The 21,730-nt window shown below is 63.5% G+C and carries 19 protein-coding genes, 1 other RNA gene and 1 riboswitch; of the genes, 7 read left to right on the forward strand and 13 right to left on the reverse strand.

Annotated elements, in window-relative coordinates; all coding sequences use genetic code 11:
• Nucleotide 1: 1 nt before the first annotated feature.
• From V3388_RS05995 to V3388_RS06055, 13 genes are all read right to left on the reverse strand, one after another.
• Nucleotides 2–520, reverse strand: coding sequence for an AraC family transcriptional regulator (locus tag V3388_RS05995; protein ID WP_336366633.1), 519 nt, complete (start codon nucleotides 518–520; stop codon nucleotides 2–4).
• A gap of 439 nt (nucleotides 521–959) precedes the next feature.
• A complete protein-coding gene (locus V3388_RS06000) occupies nucleotides 960–2,138 on the reverse strand; it encodes a vWA domain-containing protein (protein ID WP_336366634.1) in 1,179 nt (392 codons plus the stop codon).
• A gap of 22 nt (nucleotides 2,139–2,160) precedes the next feature.
• Entirely contained in the window at nucleotides 2,161–3,003 is an 843-nt protein-coding gene (locus V3388_RS06005; RefSeq protein WP_336366635.1) for an AAA family ATPase, read from the reverse strand.
• Between the two features lie 17 nt (nucleotides 3,004–3,020).
• The gene (locus V3388_RS06010; RefSeq protein ID WP_336366636.1) at nucleotides 3,021–5,246 is read right to left on the reverse strand and encodes a vWA domain-containing protein; all 2,226 of its coding nucleotides are present in this window, start codon (nucleotides 5,244–5,246) and stop codon (nucleotides 3,021–3,023) included.
• Nucleotides 5,243–5,590 carry a hypothetical protein gene (locus V3388_RS06015; protein ID WP_336366637.1) on the reverse strand — a complete coding sequence of 116 codons (348 nt, stop codon included), beginning with the start codon at nucleotides 5,588–5,590 and terminating at the stop codon, nucleotides 5,243–5,245. The genes V3388_RS06010 and V3388_RS06015 overlap by 4 nt, the downstream gene beginning before the upstream one ends.
• Complete coding sequence (locus V3388_RS06020) at nucleotides 5,587–6,036, reverse strand: YcgN family cysteine cluster protein (RefSeq protein ID WP_336366638.1); 450 nt, start codon at nucleotides 6,034–6,036, stop codon at nucleotides 5,587–5,589. The genes V3388_RS06015 and V3388_RS06020 overlap by 4 nt, the downstream gene beginning before the upstream one ends.
• The gene (locus V3388_RS06025) at nucleotides 6,033–6,335 is read right to left on the reverse strand and encodes a YcgL domain-containing protein (RefSeq protein ID WP_336366639.1); all 303 of its coding nucleotides are present in this window, start codon (nucleotides 6,333–6,335) and stop codon (nucleotides 6,033–6,035) included. The genes V3388_RS06020 and V3388_RS06025 overlap by 4 nt, the downstream gene beginning before the upstream one ends.
• On the reverse strand, nucleotides 6,332–7,495 hold the full coding sequence (locus tag V3388_RS06030; protein WP_336366640.1) for a ribonuclease D: 1,164 nt from the start codon (nucleotides 7,493–7,495) through the stop codon (nucleotides 6,332–6,334). Before V3388_RS06030 ends, V3388_RS06025 begins: the two co-directional genes overlap by 4 nt.
• Before the next feature lie 13 nt (nucleotides 7,496–7,508).
• On the reverse strand, nucleotides 7,509–8,111 hold the full coding sequence (recR, locus tag V3388_RS06035; protein ID WP_336366641.1) for a recombination mediator RecR: 603 nt from the start codon (nucleotides 8,109–8,111) through the stop codon (nucleotides 7,509–7,511).
• Nucleotides 8,112–8,126: 15 nt separating this feature from the next.
• A complete protein-coding gene (locus tag V3388_RS06040) occupies nucleotides 8,127–8,444 on the reverse strand; it encodes a YbaB/EbfC family nucleoid-associated protein (protein WP_336366642.1) in 318 nt (105 codons plus the stop codon).
• Nucleotides 8,445–8,470: 26 nt separating this feature from the next.
• Nucleotides 8,471–10,426: a DNA polymerase III subunit gamma/tau gene (gene dnaX, locus V3388_RS06045; RefSeq protein ID WP_336366643.1), complete on the reverse strand. Its 1,956-nt coding sequence runs from the start codon at nucleotides 10,424–10,426 to the stop codon at nucleotides 8,471–8,473.
• A gap of 108 nt (nucleotides 10,427–10,534) precedes the next feature.
• Nucleotides 10,535–10,631: signal recognition particle sRNA small type (gene ffs, locus V3388_RS06050), an RNA gene on the reverse strand.
• 111 nt (nucleotides 10,632–10,742) lie between these two features.
• Nucleotides 10,743–11,399, reverse strand: coding sequence for a 2OG-Fe(II) oxygenase (locus V3388_RS06055; protein ID WP_336366644.1), 657 nt, complete (start codon nucleotides 11,397–11,399; stop codon nucleotides 10,743–10,745).
• A 184-nt stretch (nucleotides 11,400–11,583) separates the two neighbouring features.
• Here V3388_RS06055 and V3388_RS06060 point away from each other — a divergent pair, with 184 nt between their 5' ends.
• The 7 genes from V3388_RS06060 (at nucleotide 11,584) to V3388_RS06090 (ending at nucleotide 21,651) form a co-directional block, all read left to right on the forward strand.
• Nucleotides 11,584–12,504 carry a D-hexose-6-phosphate mutarotase gene (locus tag V3388_RS06060; protein WP_336366645.1) on the forward strand — a complete coding sequence of 307 codons (921 nt, stop codon included), beginning with the start codon at nucleotides 11,584–11,586 and terminating at the stop codon, nucleotides 12,502–12,504.
• Nucleotides 12,505–12,517: 13 nt separating this feature from the next.
• Nucleotides 12,518–13,333, forward strand: a complete 816-nt coding sequence (locus V3388_RS06065) for a lysophospholipid acyltransferase family protein (RefSeq protein WP_336366646.1) — start codon at nucleotides 12,518–12,520, stop codon at nucleotides 13,331–13,333.
• The gene (locus V3388_RS06070; protein ID WP_336367286.1) at nucleotides 13,330–14,277 is read left to right on the forward strand and encodes an SDR family oxidoreductase; all 948 of its coding nucleotides are present in this window, start codon (nucleotides 13,330–13,332) and stop codon (nucleotides 14,275–14,277) included. The genes V3388_RS06065 and V3388_RS06070 overlap by 4 nt, the downstream gene beginning before the upstream one ends.
• 48 nt (nucleotides 14,278–14,325) lie before the next feature.
• Nucleotides 14,326–16,440 (forward strand): XrtA/PEP-CTERM system histidine kinase PrsK, encoded by a 2,115-nt coding sequence (gene prsK, locus V3388_RS06075; RefSeq protein ID WP_336366647.1) that lies wholly within the window; start codon nucleotides 14,326–14,328, stop codon nucleotides 16,438–16,440.
• 74 nt (nucleotides 16,441–16,514) lie between these two features.
• On the forward strand, nucleotides 16,515–17,900 hold the full coding sequence (gene prsR, locus V3388_RS06080) for a PEP-CTERM-box response regulator transcription factor (RefSeq protein WP_336366648.1): 1,386 nt from the start codon (nucleotides 16,515–16,517) through the stop codon (nucleotides 17,898–17,900).
• Nucleotides 17,901–17,948: 48 nt separating this feature from the next.
• The gene (locus tag V3388_RS06085) at nucleotides 17,949–20,576 is read left to right on the forward strand and encodes a tetratricopeptide repeat protein (protein ID WP_336366649.1); all 2,628 of its coding nucleotides are present in this window, start codon (nucleotides 17,949–17,951) and stop codon (nucleotides 20,574–20,576) included.
• Between the two features lie 193 nt (nucleotides 20,577–20,769).
• A riboswitch (cyclic di-GMP riboswitch) is annotated at nucleotides 20,770–20,854 on the forward strand.
• Nucleotides 20,855–20,895: 41 nt separating this feature from the next.
• Nucleotides 20,896–21,651: a DUF4114 domain-containing protein gene (locus V3388_RS06090; protein WP_336366650.1), complete on the forward strand. Its 756-nt coding sequence runs from the start codon at nucleotides 20,896–20,898 to the stop codon at nucleotides 21,649–21,651.
• Nucleotides 21,652–21,730: the final 79 nt, after the last annotated feature.

A 21,730-nucleotide genomic window follows, 5' to 3' on the forward strand; every position in this document is an offset into this window, starting at 1 on the left:
GTTACTTCCACTGCACGAAATCAATGCGAGGCTCGAACGCCGGCGCCCGCGCCGACAGCTTCAGTTCGAGGCCCAGCTCACCCGCCTGCTTGGTGAAATTGAGGGACGACTCCCGCCGGACAAAATCCTTGTCCGCCGAGCGCGCGGTAATCACCGCCCGCAGGGTCTGGCCGCCGCTGGCCAGATTGCCCATGTAAAGTTGTTGGACACCGCCGGCCGCAAGGGCGTCCCGCTCACGGGGGGTGTACAGGTGGGAGGCAACCGGTCGGTCGTTCAGGAACAGTTCGATGGAGTCCAGGCTCAGGGTATCGCGGGTTTCCAGGGACAGAAACACGGTCACCCGGGTGTTGACCGGATACTGCAGGGCCTCTTGCAGGCCGAGTACGTCCGCGGAGTGCTCGTTGATGGACGCCGAGAGCTGCTGAATGCGTGCGTCCAGGGAGGTATCCGCGGCGAAACAGGCCGACGCCGGCGCCACCATCAGCCCGGCCAGCCAGATCAGGCCGACCACAAACTGCACGATCCGAGAGGTTCCTTGGGGTGATTTCACGCCAGACATACGCCTCCTGCCCTGCCCTGAGCGGACAACTTCCGTTACAAACCGGGGGGAAGCGTAACACTAGGTAACCGGCAAGAACGGTATGCAGATCACCAATTCAGCGGCCAGTGTTCAGCCCCGTGCGGTGCGTCACACGCCGGCCCGGGCGTCAGGGTTTTTGACACTCCGTCACGGGGGCAGTGACGCCCGTTTCGAACGTCTGTCGGGGCAGACGACGTAATCGGTTGATTTTCAGAGAAATGATTAGGTGACTTATCACCTGAAGCGAGAATGGCCCTGAAATTGCTGACGCTCAGGGTGCGGGCAGGCCAATCGGCCCACCCGTCAAACAATGCCGAGCTTTGCCGATGCGCCTGCGCGCATCGGCTTTTTTATTGGCCCAATGACCGCAGCTTGCCTGTTATTTGCTCAACTGGCGCATGGCGCCTTCCAATCCCTCAAGGGTCAGCGGATACATGTGGTTGTTGGCCAGTTGCCGGGTCATAGCCAGCGAACCGCCGTTGCCCCAGTACGCCTCGGGCAGCGGGTTGAGCCACACCACCTTACGAAAATGCTCGCTGATGCGTTGGAACCAGGTGGCGCCGGCCTCTTCGTTCCAGTGCTCAATGGAACCGCCAGGATGGGAGATTTCGTAGGGCGCCATGGTGGCGTCCCCGACGAAGATCACCTTATAGTCCGGCGTGTACTTGTGGAGGATGTCCCAGGTGCTGGTGGTCTCGTTCAGGCGGCGGATGTTGTTTTTCCACACACTTTCATAAATGAAGTTGTGGAAGTAAAAATACTCCATGTGCTTGAACTCCACCCGGGCCGCGGAGAACAGCTCTTCGCAGACCTTCACGTGGGGATCCATGGAACCGCCCACGTCGAAGAAGATCAGCACCTTCACCGCGTTGTGCCGCTCCGGCACCATTTTCAGATCCAGATAGCCGGCATTCCGGGCGGTCGACCGGATGGTATCGTCCATATCAAGCTGGTCAGCCGCCCCCTGGCGGGCAAACTTACGCAGGCGGCGCAGGGCCACCTTGATGTTGCGGATGCCCAGGGTGACGCTGTCGTCGAGATCGCGAAATTCCCGCTTTTCCCAGACCTTCACGGCCCGGCCGTGGCGGCCGTTTTTCTGGCCGATGCGGAAACCTTCCGGGTTATAGCCGTTGGCGCCGAACGGCGACGTCCCGCCCGTACCAATCCACTTGTTGCCGCCGGCGTGCCGTTCGTTCTGCTCTTCCATGCGCTTCTTGAAGGTTTCAATCAGTTCCTCAAGCCCACCGAGGGACTCGATTTTCGCCTTCTCCTCGTCCGTGAGAAATTTCTCGAACTCGGCCCTCAGCCAGTCTTCGGGAATCAGCGTGTCCAGCAGGTCATCCAGGTTCTGAATGCCTTCAAAATAGGCCTGGAACGCCCGGTCGAACTTGTCGAAATGCCGCTCGTCCTTCACCAGGCACAGCCGCGACAGGTGGTAGAAGTCCTCCATGTCGGCGAACGCCACCCGCTTTTCCAGCGCCTCGATCAGGTCCAGGAATTCCCGCAGGCTCGCGGGCACCCTAGCCCGCCGCACTTCGAGGAAGAAATCAATCAGCATAATGCAGACCCCTTGCCGGGAATCAGTTTCGGCGCCGCGCCATGAACGCCAGCTTCTGGAGCAGGTGCACGTCCTGCTCGTTCTTGACCAGCGCGCCGTACAGCGGTGGCAGCGCGGAGCTGGTGTCCTTTTCCTGAAGCGCCTTGGCGGTGAGCTCGTCGGCCATCAGCAGCTTCAGCCAGTCGATCAGCTCGGACGTGGACGGCTTTTTCTTCAGGCCCGGTACCTTGCGAACGTCGAAAAAGATTTCCAGGGCATCCCGCACCAGGGACTGCTGGATGGCCGGGAAGTGCACGTCCACGATGCTCTGCATGGTGTCGTGGTCCGGAAAGCTGATGTAGTGGAAAAAGCACCGGCGCAGGAAGGCATCCGGCAGTTCTTTCTCGTTGTTGCTGGTGATCACCACGATGGGGCGCTTCTTCGCCTTCACAAATTCCTGAGTCTCGTAGACGTAGAACTCCATGCGGTCGAGTTCCAGCAGCAGGTCGTTGGGGAATTCGATGTCCGCCTTGTCGATCTCGTCGATCAGCAGCACCACCTGCTCATCCGCCTCAAAGGCCTCCCAGAGCTTGCCCTTGACGATGTAGTTGCGGATGTCCTTGACCTTTTCATCACCGAGCTGGGAATCCCGCAGGCGGGAGACCGCGTCGTACTCGTACAGGCCCTGCTGCGCCTTGGTGGTGGATTTGATGTGCCAGGGAATCAGCCGCATGCCCAGGGCCGAGGCCATCTCCTCAGCCAGCAGGGTCTTGCCGGTGCCCGGCTCGCCTTTGATCAGCAGCGGGCGCTGGAGCGCGATCGCCGCGTTCACGGCCATTTGCAGGTCATCGGTGGCTACGTACTTCTCGGTACCGGTAAATTTCATGGGCAGGGTCCTGTTGTCTAGGTGTTTTTGCGCGGCGCCGGCGTCTCGCCGTCGTCGTCTTTATCGTTATCGGTGTGTTGATCCGCGTCCTCGTCATAGCCCGGCAGGTCGTCGAACTCGGAGAGATCAAAATCGTCCAGACCGAACTCGTCGTCGTCCAGCGCCGCCTGGGCCACGGGGATATCCTCATCTTCAGGGGACGGCTGGCCCTCATCGAACGGGCCGGGTTCGTCGGCATCTGCAGGCTCGGGCTCCGGCGGCAGTTCCGGAATGCGCTCATCGTCCTCGGCGACGACCGGCTCGTCCAGCGCCGGTACCGGATCCTCGTCGGTCAGCGCGGGAATGTCGTCGTCCCTCTCGGGCGCCTGCTCAGCGGCCGGTTCGGGTTCCAGCTCCGGCTCGGTCGCCGGCTCAGGCTCGGCGTCGGGCTCCGGCGTTTCGTCGATGTCCGGCGCCACGACGGGCACCTCGGTGTCTTCTTCCAGGTCCGCCGCCGTTTCCCGCTCCGAGGCCGCTTCCACCAGCGCCTGGTCACGGCCCCGCTTTCGGCGCAGAACGGCAAAAACCAGCGCAACCAGAGCCAGAAGACCCACGCCACCGCCGATAAGCCAGTTCATCCAGCGGCTGAGGAAGCCCTCTTCGGGCGCTTGGGCGGGCGCAGCATCGGCCGCCGGAGCATCCGCTGCGCTTCCCGGGGCGCTATCCGCCGGGCTTTCAGGGGCGTCTTCTACCGCATTCCCGGAATCACCCTCCGGCACCGCTTCAGAAGCCGGGGCCTCCGGGGTTTCCACCTGCGACGGATCGATGGGCTGGATCCCGGTGTCCACCGGCTCGGCACCATCGCCCCCAGGCGCGGGCCCTTCCGCAGGCTCCTGGCCACGGTCAGCGGCAGGCGTGTCGCCTGCGTCAGTCGCCGGCGGTGCGTCGAAATGGGTGGTGGCGGTAAGCTTTCGCTGAAAGGTCTTGCCATCCGCCAGCAGGGTCAGGGTGTAATCCCCTTCCGCTGGGAGCTGGCCAATGGTGTCGCCGTAGACGCCATCCTTCGGCGGCTGGTCGCCGGAGAGCACTTTAGTGCCGCTACGGCCGTCGGCGGCGGTCAGCGTCAGGCTGACAGTCACCACCTTGAGGAAATCCGGGTTGACGATTTTGTCGGATTTCTCGAAGAACGCGGCGCTCAGCTCAATGGGCTTGTCGGTGCTGAAATGCGCGGGTATGTCACTCATTTCCATGCGCAGATCGCTCACCACCGTCACCCGGCTGCCGTCGCCCAGGTCGCCGTCAATCTGCCACTGGCCGGCAGCGGGGGTATCAATGGTGATCAGGTCATAACCCGGCTCCCGGGCCCAGCGCACGCTGTCTCCGGCGCTCTTCGGCGTCAGGCGCCTGCCATCCGGCGCCACCAGCGTCAGGGTGCGTAGCGCCCCGTTGCCGTCGCCCTCACCGGGGAAGATCAGCGCGGTAAATTCTTTGACGCCAGCGTCGACCGAGAAACCGTTGCCTTCGATGGGAATCTGCTGCTGGGGCTCGGCAGCGTTCAGGGCATCGGCAAAGGCGCGGTTCAGGTCGCTGGCGTTTTGCGCCAGGTGAAAGCGGCCGTCGGAGGCGTCAGCCAGTTTTTTCAGGAACGCGGCATCGGCCTGATCGGACAGCGCCACCGGGTGGAACCGGGCGCCACGGGCCACCAGCCTGGGCACCACGTCATCCAGGATTCGGCGCTCTTCGGCGGCATTCACGGCAGGATCGTCGGATAGATCAACCTTGCCATCGGTCAGCAGGATAAAATCCACTGTGCCTTTGTGATTGGGGCCCAGATCGTCCCCCGCCACTTCGATGGCCTTGCCCAGGTTGGTGCGCAGGGCCACCGAGTTGATCTTGGTGGAACCGGCCCGCATTCGCTCGCGCCACGCGGCGCTGACGTCGTCGTGGGGCACCAACATGTTGACCCACTGGCCAAAGGTCCAGAGCCCCGCCTCAGCGTTGCCCGGCAGCAGGCCGGCCAGCAGGCGCACCGCCGGCTGGCGCAGGTTTTCCGGATCGGTCTGCTTCATGGAGCCGGAAATATCGACAATCAGGCGAACGTCAGGCCGGCCCGGCACGGTCAGCGTTGCTTTGTCCTGGGCGCCCGGATCGGCCGCCTCGTTACCGGTTGCCGCTGCCTGTGCGAGCGCGGTTTCAGACGCCCAGGGCGCGGTCAGAGATGCCGCCGCCAGCCCCAGGCACAGTGCCAACAGCCACCGCATCATTCCCGGCCCACCAGTCGATAGCGGACCAGGTCCAGCACCCAGATCAGGAGCATGGACAGCCCGGCAATGCCAAAGTTGAAGAAGGCCCGTCCGGCGGAGGCCGCGTCCCCCAGGATGGCTTCGTAACCGCCATAGACCCAGGCAGGAATCCACCAGTCGCTCACTTCCGGGGACTCCACCGGAGTAAGGAACAGCACCACCAGCGCCGCCAGCAGCAGGGTGCGAAGCCCGTACGTCGGCACGAAACGGAAAAACCGCTTCATCATGAAGAAAAACACCACAAAACCAACGGCGTACGCCGTCCAGAAAATGCCGTAAGCCAGTTGTGCGTCCGCGTCGATCATGACAAAACCCAGTGAATGATGTGTTCTTCCCAGTCGTCTTCCGGCACCTGCCGTTCGGACACCACCTTACCACGAACCGACACCCCCGCCCGGTGCACACTCTCCGGATCACCGCTGCGCAGCGGGTGCCAGTCCGCCAGGGGCCGGCCTTCGGCCAGCGTCCGGTAAGCACAGGTCACCGGCAGCCAGGCGTAATCCTGAACCGTTGCCGCCGTGAGCGTGGTACAACCCGGCACCCGCTGCTTGCGCTCCGGGTAGACCGTGCAGCGGCAAGCTTCCTGATCCAGGTATTCGCAGGCGAGATCCGTGTGGTACACCTCGCCGGTGTCTTCGTCTTCCAGTTTGTTGAGGCAGCACAGGCCGCAGCCGTCGCAGAGGGATTCCCACTCCGCCGGCGACATTTCGGCCAGGCGCTTGCGCTGCCAGAACGGTATCTGGGCAATCACCGGCTGTTATCCCCTTCCCGGCCCGGCCCGCGCCGGAAATCGACAATGTAGGTGTCCTGTTCTTCCGGCATCTGCAGATAGAACTGTTTGTCCCGGATGGCGTCGAGCACTTCCTGCCCGGTGGTCCTGGCCAGTTTCCGGTCCGGGGTCAGCAGCAGGTCCATGGCGTGAATGGGCGCGCCGAAAATCGTTCTCAGTGCGTCCGGCAGCTCATCCCATTTCTGGCCGCGGCGAACGTAGATATAGGTATCGGCTTTTTTACCGCTTCGGAATACGGAGACGAAGGTTCGTTCGCTCATGGCTGCAACACCTCGTTAATGCGGTCAACCGCCGGCGCCAGCAGCTCACCACGCCAGCCGGAAAAGAAATCGTCGCCGGCCAGGGTGCCGCGCTGCATCACCGCCTCCAGCCGCTTTCTGGGAGCCATCAATTCTACTGGAATATCATTGTCTTCCGAGATGTTCCTGAATACCCGCTTTAACTGTTTGAAGCGGGGTTGCTGCTCCCTTGGCAGCGGTGGCGCGATGGTTTCCTCCGGCCCATGGCCGGCGGCCCGGGCCGCTTCAATTCGCTCGACCAAGGCATCGCCGTAACGCCGGGCGATGCCGGGAGAAACACCTTCAATGCCGGACAGCGCCTTCACTGACCGGGGCATCCGTTCGGCAATCTGGATCAGTGCCGCGTCCGGCAGCAGCCGGTTGCGGGGCATGTCCCGGCGCTGGCATTCCCGTTCTCGCCAGGCCGTCAGCGCTTGCAGAGCCGCCTGCCCGACCGGCGGCAGGGCCCAGCCGCCACGAAGCTTCAAATAATGCCGGTCCGGGTCGTCCTGGGCGGCCAGTTCGTCGGCAAACCGGCCAGACTCCTCAACAAGGGCCACGAGCAGGCCGCGGCCGGCCAGACGGTCGCGAAGCCAGCGGTACGTCGGCTCGAGGAACCGCACGTCGTCGAGGGCGTATCGCTGCTGGGCCTCGCTCAACGGCCGGGCCAGCCAGTCGGAGCGGGTCGCCGATTTATCCAGTGTTTCGCCGAACAGGGTGTCCACCAGGCGGGCGTAGCCCATGGAGAAACCCAGGCCGGCGAGCGCGGTGCCAATCTGCAGATCCACCACGCCCTGGGGCGCCAGGCCCAGCCAGTGACGAAAGAGCTCGAGGTCCTCGCTCATGGCATACAGCAGCTTGGGTTGGGCCGGATTGGCAAGGCGTTGCCGGAACGCCTCGCAGGCTTCGGCCACCGAGGGCTCCACCAATCGGTATTCGGTGCCCAGGCCAAGCTGGACCAGCCCGGGGATCGGGTAGAAGGTGCTGGTGCGCTCGAATTCCGTGTCCAGCGCCAGGGGGGTGTCCCCGGGGGCGGACGCGAGGAAGTCCGCCAGCGCCTCGGGCGTGTCCAGCCAGACAATCTCTGAGGGCGCGGGCGGCGCCGTCACGGGCTCAATCAGGGGATGTACGGTATCGTCCATGGAACAACGGGACTCAGTCAGACAGGGGTTTGCGACCGCGAAACGCGTGGGTCAGTGTAAAGCCGTCTACATAGCCCAGCTCGCCGCCCACGGGGATGCCATGGGCCAGCCGGGTGATCAGGACGTTACTGCCATCCAGCCGGTCGGAGATGTAATGGGCCGTGGCCTCGCCTTCCACCGTGGGGTTGGTGGCCAGGATCAGCTCGCTGATGCTCTCGTCGCGCACCCGGCGGATCAGACGCTCAATGCCGATTTCCTCGGGGCCGACGCCGTCGATAGGCGAGAGGTGCCCCATCAGCACGAAATAGGCGCCCCGGTAATCGCCGGCCTGCTCAATGGCCAACAGGTCCGACGGACTTTCCACCACGCACAGGGTGCCGTTGTGGCGCTCCGGCCGCTCACAGATGCCGCAGCGTTCGGTATCGGCAAAGTTCTGGCAGGACTCACACCGACGCACCCCATCCATGGCCTTGCGCAAGGCGTCAGACAGGCGGACGCCGCCGGTGCGACCCCGCTCCAGCAGGTGAAACGCCATGCGCTGAGCGGTCTTCTGGCCCACGCCGGGAAGGCAGCGCAGGGACTCCACCAGTTCATCCACCAGGGGACTGAATGCCATTGGTTAGTCTCGACCTTACGCTTTGAAGTTCGGCGGCATGCCCATGCCCGACATCATCCCGGACATGCGGTCTTTCTGGTGCGCCTCGACCCGGCGAACCGCGTCGTTGATGGCGGCGGCCAGCAGGTCTTCGAGCACTTCCCGTTCCTCTGACATCAGCGACGGGTCGATATCGACCTTCCGCACGTCGTGACGGCCATTCATGATCACTTTCACCAGGCCAGCGCCGGATTCCCCGGTCACCTCGGCCTTGGCCATTTCTTCCTGGGCCTGCTGCATCTGCTCTTGCATCTGCTGGGCCTTTTTCATCAGGTCACCCATGTTGTTGAACATGCGTCTGCTCCTGTGTGTGGGCCGGGTCAGCCCGGAGGCCGGATGCTCTCCTCGACGACCCTGGCTTCAAAACGTTCTACGATGGATTGTACGATTGGGTCCTGGCGGATGGCCTCTTCCGCCGCCGCCTGACGAGCCTGCCGCTGGCGCTCTTCATAGGCGGCGGGCGTGTTCGCCCCCGGATTCCCCGATTCGATACGAAGTTCAATGGCGTCGCCAAAGAAGGATCTCAAGGCGGCCAGAATCTTTTCTTCGTGCCGGGCGTTCAACAGACGGGCGTGGCCCTCGTCGATGGTGAGCACCAGCGTATTGCCGTCCCGGGCCATGGCGCCCTGGCTGGCCAGATTCCCCGGCATACCCACAATGCCCAGAGACCGGAAATCCCGCTCCCAGACAAAGTCGTCAACGGTTGAAGCCGGCGCCACTTCCGCATCCGTCCCGGCGTCGGCCGGCTCCGGTGCCACGGCAGGCGCAGGTTCGGCAGCGGCTTCGGTTTCGCGCGACGTCTCAACAGCCTGCACAGCCACGCCGTCCGCATCCGGCCAGTCTTCGGCTTCCGCAGGCGGCATGCGGTCCAGCTCGTCGGAGACGGGATAGTCGTCCTCCCAGGGCGGCACATCGCGTTCGGGCGCCGGCACCGGTTCGGACGGCGACGGTGTCTGGTCTGCCCTGAGCGGCTCTGCAACGGGCGCCTGAGCCGCCTCTGGCTCGGCTGCGGCAACGGGCGCTGAGTCTGTATCAGGCGCAGCCTGCGCAACCGGCGCTGCCGGGGCGCTGGCCGCCGGTTTTGATTCCACCGCTGGCTCAATGGTCGCCGCAGGCGCGGGTTCGTCCGGCGCGTCGCCGCCACTGGCCGATGCGCCACCGGAGCCAGCGGAGGACGGGTCACGCCGCTCAGCACCGGGCCGGAACGCCAACATCCGCAGCAGGGTCATTTCAAAGCCCATCCGGGCATCGGGGGTAATGTCGAGATCCTTCCGGCCCATCAGCGCGGCCTGATAAAACAGCTGCGCGTCCTCGGCGCTCAACTTCCGGGCCAGAGCCTGAACCTGGGCGGCATCGCCCAGGGCGTTATCCGCGCTGCCCGGCACCACCTGCTCCAGGGTAACCCGATGAAACAGGGAGAGGAGGTCCGCCAGGATAACGCCGTAATCCGGGGCAAAGTCAGCGATGCGATTGACTTCGGACAGCAGCGCCGGGCCATCGTTTTCTACCAGGGCGCCCACCAGCCGCTCTATATCCCGCTGGTCGATGGTGCCCAGCATGTTGCTGACGTCTGACGCGTTCAGGGTCTGGTTACCGTAGGCGATGGCCTGGTCGGTCAGGCTCAGGGCATCCCGCATGCTGCCGTCGGCGGCCCGGGCGAGGAGCCACAGGGCGGGTTCCTCGAAGGGAATACCCTCCTCGCCGAGGACATGGCGAAGGTGCCCGGCGATGTGCTCCGGTGTCATGCGTTTGAGATTGAACTGAAGGCAGCGGGACAGCACCGTGACCGGCAGCTTCTGCGGGTCCGTGGTGGCAAGCAGGAACTTGACGTGTTCCGGCGGCTCTTCCAGGGTTTTCAGGAAGGCGTTGAACGACTGGTTGGTGAGCATGTGCACCTCGTCGATGAGGTACACCTTGTAACGACCGCGGGTGGGCGCGTACTGGACGTTATCGGTCAGCTCCCGCATGTCATCGACACCGGTGCGGGACGCCGCATCAATTTCAATCAAATCAACGAACCGGCCTTCCTGGATCTCCCGGCAACTGGTGCACTCGCCGCAGGGCCTGGGGGTAATACCGGTCTCGCAGTTCAGGCAGCGGGCCAGAAGGCGGCCGATGGTGGTCTTTCCCACGCCCCGGGTGCCGGTGAACAGATAAGCGTGGTGAAGCCGCTGGCTTTCCAACGCGTGGATCAGCGCCTGGAGCACGTGCTCCTGGCCCACCATGTCTTCAAAGGTGCGCGGACGCCATTTGCGGGCAAGTACCTGGTAGCTCATGTGCCATCAACTGCTGCGAAAAATGCGTTTAACTCTAGCACGGACGTGCGTTCAGAAGAAGAAACAAGCGCGGGTAGTACGAACAGCGGGAAGGAAAACTGGGGGTGGCCCCACCAGCGGATCTCCGGCACCCATATCCACCGCTGCGGCTGCTCCCTTCCGGGCCTGACCGGGTTCACGGTTTCATGTTGCGGAGGCACCAATGGGGCCACCATAACGCCACTCCGGGATTGCTCCGAAGCGGCGCGCATATTAGCAAAAGGCCCCAGGGACTACAACGGGGAATCGCCCTCGGGTTTTCGGCACGACACGTCTGCTACAGCGGCAGCGGCACTTCGTCCTGCCGGAACCAGCAGGCCAGGCTGTATCGGGTCCGGTGTGCCGGCAGCACTTCGTGGGGGATTTCCTCACTCATGAACAGCACCATACGCCCCGCTTCCGGCGGCACCAGGCCGCAAACCTCGTGTTCGCTGTCCCGGTTGAACACCTGCAGCTCGCCACCGTCCAGGGGCTGCCAGTCGTCGTTCAGGTACAGCACCAGGCTGACCACCCGGGACGCCCGCCCCCGGAAGCTGTCCAGGTGCCGTTTGTAGAAATCGCCGGCGTGATAGGTGGCGTAATGGGTTTCGAACCGTTTCAGGCCCAGGAACAAACGCTGGTTCAGGCCGGCCCGGAGCGCGTCGAGAACCCCGAACAAGGCTTGCTGGGGCCCGGTGTGCCCCTGCAGCCAGGCGATTTTGTCCCGGCGCACGGAGCGGTCCCGGGTCAGGTCCGCGCCGCGGCCAACGCCGGCCCGGCGAAGGGCGTCGGTGCGATCCAGAATGCGCACTTCGTCCCGGAGCTGCTGGATCAGCGGCCGACCGAGCACGGGGGTGGCGTCCAGCGTCATCCAGCCGTGTTCGGTGAGCCCGTCGGCAAGTCCGTCAAGCCAGGTTTCCGTGGTACTCGGGACCGGTTCGGCCAGCTGTATCATCCTGATTCGTTCCTTGGGGCTATCAGCGCCTCGCGCGGCGGCGCAGGCAAAAAAGAAAGCGCTATTTTAGACACGGTTCTCGCCGGGAGGTCAGTTTTAATTTACCCTGAAACCTGGCCTGCCCCTAAGGAATTGTACGGACCGGGCCAAGGCAGAACCGACACTTTGTGACAGCACGACACCCATGCCCGAAAACCGCTCAAGCTCGCCACGCACCCGCACACCTGGCCAATGGTCGTTTACCCGGTGGGTCACCCTTGGCCACCTGGAAGCCCTCGAGGTACACCACCCTCTGTTCAGTGCCACCCTCGTGCTGCAGGGGGCGCACCTGGTTCGCTTTGCGCCGGCGGACGAAACCGACTGGCTGTGGCTGAGCCCGACCGCCCGGTTTGAACCGGGGCGGGCGATCCGGGGCGGCATCCCGCTGTGCTGGCCGTGGTTTGGCGACCCGTCTCGCAATCCCCCGGCGGTGCGCCGGCACGCGCTGACCCACGACGCCCACGGTTTTGCCCGCACCGCCTTGTGGGCCCTGGCGGACGTCCGTGAAAGCGCCCACGAGGTCGAAATCAGCCTGTCCCTGAACGCCAACCAGGATTTCGCCGACCTCTGGGCCGGTCGTGCGCTGGCGCTGGCCACCTTCCGGTTCTCCGTGCGCGGCGTGGAGCTGGCACTGACCACCACCAACCTGAGCGAACACCCGCTGGCCTTCAGCCAGGCGCTGCACACGTATCTGCCCACCGCCGACATTACCCGCACGCGCATTCTCGGGCTGGGGCACAGCCAGTACATCGACACGCTGGACGACTGGTCCGAGCACACCCAGTACGGACCGGTCTATTTCACCGGCGAGACCGACCGCATCTACGAATCCGCCGAACCCCTGCAAGTTGTCACACCGGGCCGTACCCGCACCCTCACCGCCGTAGGCAGCGACTCGACGGTGGTCTGGAACCCCGGCCCGGAAAAGGCCGCCCGCCTCTCGGATTTCCCGGATTCGGCCTGGAAAACCATGCTGTGTGTCGAAACCGCCAATGCCGGCGGGGATTACCGCGTGTTGAATAAAGGACAAAGCCACACCCTCGGTGTGCTCATCGGACGAAAATAACCCTGGAGACGGCATGAGCCTCGCGACCTACCTGAAAGCCAAACTGGTGCCCGGCGATATCGAGGCGCACATCGAGCGCATCCGCAAGCCCATTGGTTCCCTCGGCTACGACCCCTGGGGCTACAACAACGAGGCCATCAAATACGGGTTCGCCCTCACCCGCCAGCTCTATGAGCACTACTTCCGGGTGCAGGCGGACGGCGTCGAGCGGGTCCCGGCCGAGGGGCCGGTGCTGATCATTGCCAATCACAGCGGCCAGTTACCGATAGACGGCCTGCTGATCGGCTACGCGCTCGCCTCCCGGGCGGAGCGGCCCCGCATTCCCCGGGCCATGATCGAGCGTTTCTTTCCCACCGTGCCCTGGCTCGGCAACCTGCTGAATGAATTTGGCGCCGTGCTGGGTGACCCGGTGAACTGCGCCAAGATGCTGGCCAACAACGAGGCGGTCATTGTGTTTCCCGAAGGCGTCCGGGGCTCCGGCAAGCTCTACCGGGATCGCTACCAACTCAAACGGTTTGGCAACGGATTCATGCACCTGGCCATGAAATACAAAGCCACCATCGTGCCGGTGGGCGTGGTGGGCTGCGAGGAAACCATCCCGGCCATTGCCAACATCAAGCCCCTGGCAAAAATGCTGGGCCTGCCCTACGTGCCGGTGGCCCTGCCCGCCGTGCTGCCGGCCCGCGTTCATCTGAACTTTGGCGAACCGATGACCTTTGACGACGCCGAAGTGCCCGAAGAAGAAGTCACCCGCCGGGTGGAAACCGTCAAGGCGGAAATCAGCCGGCTGATCGATAAAGGCCTGAGTGAACGGAAAAGGATCTTCTGATGCCCAAGCAACGCCCTCGCCTTCTGATCACCGGCGCCGCCGGCGCCCTGGCTCAGCAGGTTATCAGCCAGCTCAAAGACCGGTACGATCTGGTCGCCGTGGATTTCCGCGAGCAGGTCTACCTGGGGGACGACATCCCCAGCTACTGCATCGATTTCAACAAGCGGGTGTTTGAAGACCTGTTCCGCCGCTACCACTTCGAAGGCGTGATTCACCTGGGCCGCATCCAGTCGAGCCAGCTCACCCGGATGCGCCGCTACAACGCCAACGTGCTGGGCACCCAGAAGCTGCTGGACCTGAGCCACAAGTACGGCATTCGCCGGGTGGTGGTGCTGTCCACCTACCACGTGTACGGCGCGGTCGCCTACAACCCGGCGCTGATTGACGAGGGCGCCCCGCTCAAGGCCGCCGGCCTGAGCGCGGACCTGGTGGATTCAGTGGAGCTGGAAAACCTCGCCAACATCTACCTCTGGCGTTATCCGGATCTGAACATCACCATCCTGCGGCCCTGCAATATTGTGGGCCCCGGCGTCCGCAATACCATGAGCACGCTGCTTGCCAGCGAGCGGGCGCCGGTGCTCGCCGGCTTCTCACCGATGATGCAGTTCATCCACATTGACGACATGGCGGACGCCCTGGTGCTCGCCTACCAGAAACCGGTGCGCGGCGTGTTCAACGTGGCGCCGGAGGATTGGGTGGCGTACCAGCACGCGCTCAAGCTGTGCGGCTGCAAACGGGTGCTCTTGCCCTCAGTGCCGCCCATCGTGCCGCAGCTGATCCTGAAAACGCTGAACCTGAGAAGTTTTCCGTCTTACCTTCTGGCGTTTTTCAAGTATCCTGTCGTTATTGACGGCAGAGCGTTTGCGCGCCAGTTCGACTTTGCACCACGGCGGCCGCTGCAGGAGATCTTCCGTTACTACCGGGACAACAAGCGCCCGGTGTAATCCGCCGGCCCGGACTTCGCCAGGCTGGCATCCACGCAGGACGCGACCATGCTCAGCGATTTCAGCCTGATCAGTCACGGTGCCGCCGCCCTGGCCTATGCGCTGCTGGCCACTCTGGTCGCCACGCGCTATCTGCGCCGGGATTCGGACCGGGCACTCCTGCTTGCCACCCTGGTGTCTGCGCTTTGGGCCGCCGCCATGATGGCCCAGAGCCTCTGGGCACTGCCCGGCTTCACCATCCGATACCTGCTGGAACTGCTCAGGGACGCCACCTGGATTGTCCTGCTGCTGGCGCTGTTCCGGGATATCTCACGGCAAGCCGGCGGTTACCAGCGGCTGCGCAGCCGGCTTGGCCTGGCCACACTGGCCATCATTGGCGTCCTGGTGCTCTGTTCGCTGATTGAGTACGTGTTCAACTGGCCTATTCTCAGTGGCAAGGCCAAGGTGCTCGGCCAGATTGCCCTGTCGCTGCTGGGCCTGTCCCTGGTGGAACAAATCTGGCGGAGCTCCCCCAGTTTTGGCCGCTCCAGCATCAAATACCTGTGCATTGCCATTGCCACCATCTTCGCGTTCGATTTTTTCATGTACGCCGACGCGCTGATGTTCTCGGCGGTAGACAGCTCGTTCTGGAACGCCCGCGGGCTGGTCAACGCCCTGCTCGTGCCACTGTTTGCCATTAACGTGGTGAACACACGCAAGCAACCGGTGGATTTCCAGCTGTCCCGCTCGGCCGTGTTCCATGCTGGCACCCTGGTGTTTGCGGGCGCGTACCTGCTGTTCCTGGCGGTCGCCGGCTACTACGTGAAGATGCTCGGCGGCGACTGGGGCGACGCGCTTCAGGTGCTGTTTCTCACCATGGCCCTGGTGTTCCTGGCCACCCTGGTTCTGTCCCGGCGCCTGCGGGCCAAACTGATGGTGCTGATCAGCCAGAACTTCTTTGACTACAAATACGATTACCGGGACGAATGGCTGAAGATGACCCGGGAACTGGCGAACCTCAGTGATGCATCGACGCTGCCGGTGCGGGTGGTCCGCATTCTGTCGGGACTGGTGGAAAGCAATGCGGGCGCGGTCTGGCTCCGTAATGATGAGGGCGCCTACGCGCTGGCCGGCGCCGTAAACCTGTCCATGCCCCGGTTCACCACCATCGACGGCGACTCTGAGCTGGTGCGCCTGTTTTCCGACCGGGAATGGATCGTGGACCTGCACGAGTACCGGACCGACCCGGTGAAATACAACCTGCTGGACATCCCGGATGCCATCGGCGGCATTCCGGAAAGCTGGCTGGTCATTCCTCTGTACCTGGGCAACGAGCTGTACGGCATCGGGCTGATTGGCAACCCCTACGCCCGGGTAGAACTGAACTGGGAAAACTTTGATCTGATCAAGGTGGTGGCCCGTCATGCCTGCAATATGCTGGCCCAGGCGGACGCCCAGCACCGGCTCTCCCGCGCCATGCAGTTCGAGGCCGTCAACAAGACCTCGGCGTTTATGGTTCACGACCTTAAAACCCTCATCGCCCAACTGTCACTGCTGGTGAAGAACGCCCCCAAGCACCGGGACAACCCGGCGTTTATTGACGACATGATCCGCACCACGGAGCACGCCGTGCGCAAGATGTCCAATCTGGTGGACCACATTCGGCGGCCGGCAGACCAGGCGGAACTGGCCAGCCAGAACCTGGACCTCAGCGCCCTGGCGCGACAACTGGTCAGCCAATACAGCCACCAGTCGCCCCGGCCCCGGTTGGTGGGAGACCCACCCCCCGCGATTATCCAGGCCGACAGCGAGCAGTTGCGCAGCGTGCTTGGACACCTGATACAGAACGCCCAGGACGCCACCCCACCGACCGGCGACATCACCCTGAACCTGAAAATGGCCCCCGGCCAGGTGGTGCTGTTTATTCAGGACACCGGCAGCGGTATGACCGAGGAGTTTATTGCCAACTCCCTGTTCAAGCCGTTTGAAAGCACCAAAGGGCTGACCGGCATGGGCATCGGCGCCTACCAGGCCCGGGAGTACGTCACCCGCCTGGGCGGGCGGATTGATGTGACCAGCGAACCGGGCATCGGCTCCTGCTTTACCCTGCGTTTCCCCCTGGCCCGCCAGCAGGCGGAGGAACCGGACGACACGCCGCCGAACGCGATTGCAAAGTCGTCGTGATGCGATGAGAATCAAAAGAAAGAACAAGCGGGGCCAAACGGCCTCCAATAACAAATGACGAATGAAACTAGGGAATGGTTTGCGTTGTGACCAGACGACTGCTGATTGTTGAGGATGATCCTGGCCTACAGAGCCAGATGCGCTGGTGCTTTGCGGATGACGTCGAGGTGGCCGTGGCCTCCGACCGCGCCTCTGCGTTGGCAGCGCTGCGACGGCTGGAACCGGCCGTTGTCACCCTGGACCTGGGGCTGCCCCCCGATCCGGGTGGTGCCACGGAAGGTTTTGCGCTGCTCGAGGAGATTCTCCGGCTCGCCCCCCAAACCAAGGTGATCGTGGTGACCGGCCGGGAAGACAAGGAAAACGCCGTTCGCGCGATTGGCATGGGCGCCTCGGACTTCTATCAGAAGCCGCTGGATGCGGACATCCTCTCCTTCGTGGTGAACCGCGGCTTCCGGATTGCCGAGCTGGAGCGGGAAAACCGGGACCTCAGCCAGCACCGCAATGGCACCTCCATCAAGGGCATTGTGGCGGCCAGCCCTCAGATGCTGGCCATCTGCCGCACCCTGGAAAAAGTCGCGCCGACGGACGTGACCACCCTGATTGCCGGCGAGACCGGCACTGGTAAGGAACTGCTCGCTCGAGCCCTGCACGACCTCAGCCCCCGGGCCGACAAGCCCTTTGCCGCCATCAACTGCGCCGCCATCCCCGAGAACCTGCTGGAAAGCGAGCTGTTCGGGTTCGAGAAAGGCTCGTTCACCGGCGCCACCCAGAGTAAAAAGGGCAAGATTGAAAGTGCCAACGGCGGCACCCTGTTCCTGGACGAAATCGGCGACATGCCAATGGCGCTGCAGGCCAAGCTGCTGCGCTTCCTCCAGGAGCGGCTGGTTGACCGGGTTGGCTCGGTCAAGCCCATCCCCGTGGACGTGCGGGTGGTCTGCGCCACTCACCGGGACGTGCGGCAGCTGATCGACAGCGGTGATTTCCGGGAAGACCTCTACTACCGGATCAGCGAGATCACCCTGGACGTTCCCGCTCTGCGGGATCGAGACGGCGACGCGCAGGTGATCGCGCAGGCCCTGCTCAAATCCCTGGGCAAACAGATGGATCGCCCCAACCTGGCCTTTACCGAAGACGCCATCCAGGCCATCAACAGCTACCCCTGGCCGGGTAATGTTCGGGAAATGATCAACAAGGTCAAGCGGGCCACGATCATGGCGGACGGCAAACGGGTGACGGCGGACGACCTGGAGATTGGCCACTGCGACCGCAGCATTGGCGGCGACATCAACCTCCGGCAAGTTCGGGAGCGGGCCGAACGGCAGGCCATTCTGCAGGCGCTGCAAAGCACCGGATTCAACATGGCCCAGGCCGCCCGCCTGCTCGGCATCACTCGGCCAACGCTCTACAACCTGACCGACAAATACAACATCAGCACATCGGCCGAGCCCACCGAGCTCTGACCTCGACCACGGACACGGAAGACAGGGACATCCCGGGAGTCACACACCATGCAATCAAGGAATACTCGTAGCCGCTTCACCCGCCTCGCACTGGCCGGCGTTCTCCTGCTGCCCCTGCTGACCGGGTGCAACAACGCGCCAGAGGAGTCCGAAGGCGCCTCCCGCATAGAACGGGCAGACACCTACGCCGGCCAAGGCCAGTACCGCTCCGCCATACTGGAGGTGCGCAACGCCATCCAGGCGGATCCGGGCAATGTGGAATACGTGACCCACCTGGCCAACTTCTATCTGGAGATTGGCGGCAACCAGCAGGCCTCCGAGCTGCTGGAGCCCTGGCTGAAAGACCACCCGCAACAGGTCGCCCTGCCCTTGGCCCGGGCCTACGTTGAGCAGGGCAAGCACCTTTCCGCCACCGAAACCCTCGCCCGCTTCAAACCGGAAACGCCGGAGGACAAACTCCAGGCCGAGTTGGTCCGGGCCAAGGCATTGCGATTGGCGGGAAATCCGGGCGAGGCCCTGGCGCTCTATCAGAACCTGGTGGCGGCGAACCCGTCCAGCGTCGACGCCATCAGCGGCCTGCTGGAAACCCGTATCCGGCAGGACCAGAATGGTGCCGCCGTAGACGACGCCAATGACTGGCTGGCCAAGCAGGGCGACGCCCCGGAAGTGCTGTACTTCAAGGGTGTCGCGCAGTATCGCCAGAATGAGCTGGACAAAGCGGCGGACACCCTGACCGCTGCCGTGGGCGTGATTCCGAACGCAGACGTGTTCCTGCCGATCCGCCGCAGCGTGCTCAGCGCCCTTTCCCGGGTGCTGACCGAGCAGGGCCGGATCAGCGAGGCACAGGTCTACAACAAGGTACTCGCCGAGAATTCCAACACCGAAGCCCGGGCCCAGGCGGAGGCCGCCATCGCGGCCATCAAGGATGGCAAGGTGGACGAAGCCAAAACCATCCTCCGGGACATGCTCAAGGTGAACCCGGAAAACCAGTCGGCCGCGCTGATCCTCGGCACCCTTGAGGCGGGCTCTGGCGAGCTGGACGAGGGCACCCAACTGCTCACCGACAACCTCGACCCGGAAACGACACCCACCCAGTTCATCCGGGCTGCCACGATCGCCCAGATTGATAAAGGCGATCGGGAAGCAGCGTTGAAAACACTCACCCGAGCCGTGGAAGCCCGCCCGGACGACAACGAACTGCTGGCCATGCACGGCATCCTGGCATTGAGCCTGCCGGACCACGTCCAGGAAGGCATCGCCAGCCTGAGCAAAGTATTGGCCAAAGAGCCCGACCGGGTTCGCCTGCGCCTGGCGCTGGCCAATTACTACACCGCCAACGATCAGCCGGAGCAGGCGCTGGCGCAGCTGCGCATGGCGTTTACCAGCAACCCGGCGGAATGGGCCACCACCGGCCGCTACATCGAGCTGCTGTTGCGGCAGGGCCAAAACAAAGAAGCCGGCGAAATCCGGGATTCTCTGGTCAACGGCTATCCGGATGAACCGAAGGCCATGCTTCTGGCCAGCCTGGTGGACGCCCGCTTGGGCAACACCGACGAGGCCATCAAACGCCTCGACACCCTGCGCAAGGCCGCGCCGAAAGATCCAGCGCCCCGCATGGCCCTGGCAGGCCTGTACATCAAGACCGGCGAGGCCGACAAAGCGATTCAACAGTTGCTCGACGCCACTGAACTGCGTCCGGACGACATCCGCCCCATGCAACAGGCCGCCCGCCTCTACGGCCGCAATCACACCCTGGACGAGGTGCGGGACTGGCTGGCAAACCTGGGCGCCAAACGTTCCGCCCTCAAACCCAACGCGGATGTTCTGCAGGCGCTGATCAGCATTCGCCAGGGCCAACTCGACAAAGCCCGTGGCCTGCTCGACCCCTACGCGAATTCGGACAACTCGGCCGCACGCCGGGCCACCGGTCAACTGTTGCTGGCCGAAGCTCGCGCCGCCGCCAACGACAAACGGTGGGAGGACGCCCGGGCAAAAGCCGCCAAGGCCATCGCCCTAGAGCCCGGCAACCTGGCGTATGCGCTCATGCCCGTGGGCCTGTTGCAGATGCAGTCCAAATTCGATGAGGCCATGACCGCGCTCCAGTCGGTTGAGGACACCTTTGGGCCCGAGCCGCCGGTTATCCTTTCCCGGGCGGCGATCCTCGCCAGCCGGGACGGGCAGACCAGCGGCTACCAGTACCTTCGGGAACAATGGAACGCCCATAAGGATTCGCGCCTGATGCCCCCGCTCATCGGCCTGGCCAAAGCCAACGACAGCACTGCCCTGGACAGGCTGACCACCGAGTGGCTGGCGGCCGATCCGGATAACGCCGCCGCCCACATGGCACGCGCGGACTGGCTAATGAGTGCGGACAAGCCCGTCGAGGCCGCCAGCCAGTACCAGCAGGTGATCCAGCGCCAGCCTGCGAACGCGACGGCGCTGAATAACCTGGCCTGGCTGCTGCGGGATGCCGACCTTGCCAAGGCCCGTGACTACGCCCGCCAGGCCAGCGAGCTTGCACCGCGGAGCCCTGCGGTGCTGGATACGTACGGCTGGATCCTGCACTTGCAGGGGGAACACGCCCAAGCCAAAGACATGATCGAAAAAGCCCTCGCCCTGGCCCCGGATAATGCGGACATTCAGGGCCACCTTGAGACCGTGAAGAAAGCACTGTAAAGCAAATCGACACCGTACCTCGTAACGAGGTCCTTCGCGGGCCGGGATGATCCACTCTCCCGGCCCCTTTTTTTGAGGCTGTCGAGGTTTTTTACAGCTCGCCCCGCATAAGCCCACCCTTTCATTTCTAATTCAAAGAGTTACAAGCTTGGCACGTTTATGGCATCTCCATACGTGAGGATCGGGTGTTTACCCGGTCGGAAGCCAAACCACCCGCGAGGATGGGACGGAAAGCCAAGGATCTCTGGGACCGAATAAGAGACTGCCTGGTTGCAAAGCACTCTACAGGGACTTAGCGCTACACAACCGGAGAACACCCATGAAACTCAAACTTCTTGCAGCGGCCATTGCTCTTTCCGCCGTTACCGCACAGGCCCACGCCGTGCTGGTAATGGACGACGGCCAGGACGGCGCCGGTACTGGTCTGCAGTCGCAGATTAACAGCATCACTACCGCACCCGTTGCTGGCACTTCCAGCATCAACGTCAACACCGATCAACTCAGCGACGGTCTTGACAGCTACTGGAGCCTCACCTCCTCCGGTGGCAGCGTAAACACCTTCGTGTTCGAGATTGCAGGTAACGCCGGCTCCAACACCTTCGGTGTTTTTGACCGCAACGATCCGACCAACTACGTCGAACTGTTCAGCGGCGCCAACACCCAGAGCGACCAGGTGACCCTGACCATCATGGCCGACGGCTCGGTGAAAAAGAACGGCGTTGATACGACGATCGATTTCAGCGGCAACCAGTTCGGTTACTACCTTGGCAGCGCCAACGGACCGTTCTTCTACTCTGACAGCAGCCTGAACACCGACGGCTCAGACCAAATGGTTGCGCTTCAGGGCAACAACGTTGACAAGATTCAGATCCCGGGCTATTTCGCCGGTACCTGGACCGACAACGAGTTCATCCTCGGCTGGGAAGACATCCTGTACGCCAACTCCGATATGGACTTCAACGATCTGGTCGTGATGGTTGAATCCGTCCTGCCGGTTCCCGAGCCTGGCACCCTGGCCCTTCTGGGTCTCGGCCTGGCCGGTCTTGGCGCCGCCCGTCGTCGTCAGAAAGCCTGACGCCACCGGCAAACGCCAGCCCCGAACCACGGGCTGAGTAAACAGCAAACCCTGGCTACGGCCGGGGTTTGTTGTTTTT

It is taken from the genome of Marinobacter sp. C2H3 (assembly GCF_037080155.1).
GTDB lineage: Bacteria > Pseudomonadota > Gammaproteobacteria > Pseudomonadales > Oleiphilaceae > Marinobacter.

What these genes read in the sequence shown, in the direction of transcription:
- V3388_RS06065 (WP_336366646.1), top strand. Translation starts at nt 12,518, where the DNA reads ATGAGCCTCGCGACCTACCTGAAAGCCAAACTGGTGCCCGGCGATATC.
- V3388_RS06010 (WP_336366636.1), bottom strand. Translation starts at nt 5,246, where the DNA reads ATGATGCGGTGGCTGTTGGCACTGTGCCTGGGGCTGGCGGCGGCATCT.
- V3388_RS06085 (WP_336366649.1), top strand. Translation starts at nt 17,949, where the DNA reads ATGCAATCAAGGAATACTCGTAGCCGCTTCACCCGCCTCGCACTGGCC.
- V3388_RS06090 (WP_336366650.1), top strand. Translation starts at nt 20,896, where the DNA reads ATGAAACTCAAACTTCTTGCAGCGGCCATTGCTCTTTCCGCCGTTACC.
- V3388_RS06030 (WP_336366640.1), bottom strand. Translation starts at nt 7,495, where the DNA reads ATGGACGATACCGTACATCCCCTGATTGAGCCCGTGACGGCGCCGCCC.
- dnaX (WP_336366643.1), bottom strand. Translation starts at nt 10,426, where the DNA reads ATGAGCTACCAGGTACTTGCCCGCAAATGGCGTCCGCGCACCTTTGAA.
- recR (WP_336366641.1), bottom strand. Translation starts at nt 8,111, where the DNA reads ATGGCATTCAGTCCCCTGGTGGATGAACTGGTGGAGTCCCTGCGCTGC.
- V3388_RS06040 (WP_336366642.1), bottom strand. Translation starts at nt 8,444, where the DNA reads ATGTTCAACAACATGGGTGACCTGATGAAAAAGGCCCAGCAGATGCAA.
- prsR (WP_336366648.1), top strand. Translation starts at nt 16,515, where the DNA reads ATGGTTTGCGTTGTGACCAGACGACTGCTGATTGTTGAGGATGATCCT.
- V3388_RS06025 (WP_336366639.1), bottom strand. Translation starts at nt 6,335, where the DNA reads ATGAGCGAACGAACCTTCGTCTCCGTATTCCGAAGCGGTAAAAAAGCC.
- V3388_RS06000 (WP_336366634.1), bottom strand. Translation starts at nt 2,138, where the DNA reads ATGCTGATTGATTTCTTCCTCGAAGTGCGGCGGGCTAGGGTGCCCGCG.
- V3388_RS06060 (WP_336366645.1), top strand. Translation starts at nt 11,584, where the DNA reads ATGCCCGAAAACCGCTCAAGCTCGCCACGCACCCGCACACCTGGCCAA.
- V3388_RS06055 (WP_336366644.1), bottom strand. Translation starts at nt 11,399, where the DNA reads ATGATACAGCTGGCCGAACCGGTCCCGAGTACCACGGAAACCTGGCTT.
- V3388_RS06015 (WP_336366637.1), bottom strand. Translation starts at nt 5,590, where the DNA reads ATGATCGACGCGGACGCACAACTGGCTTACGGCATTTTCTGGACGGCG.
- prsK (WP_336366647.1), top strand. Translation starts at nt 14,326, where the DNA reads ATGCTCAGCGATTTCAGCCTGATCAGTCACGGTGCCGCCGCCCTGGCC.
- V3388_RS06005 (WP_336366635.1), bottom strand. Translation starts at nt 3,003, where the DNA reads ATGAAATTTACCGGTACCGAGAAGTACGTAGCCACCGATGACCTGCAA.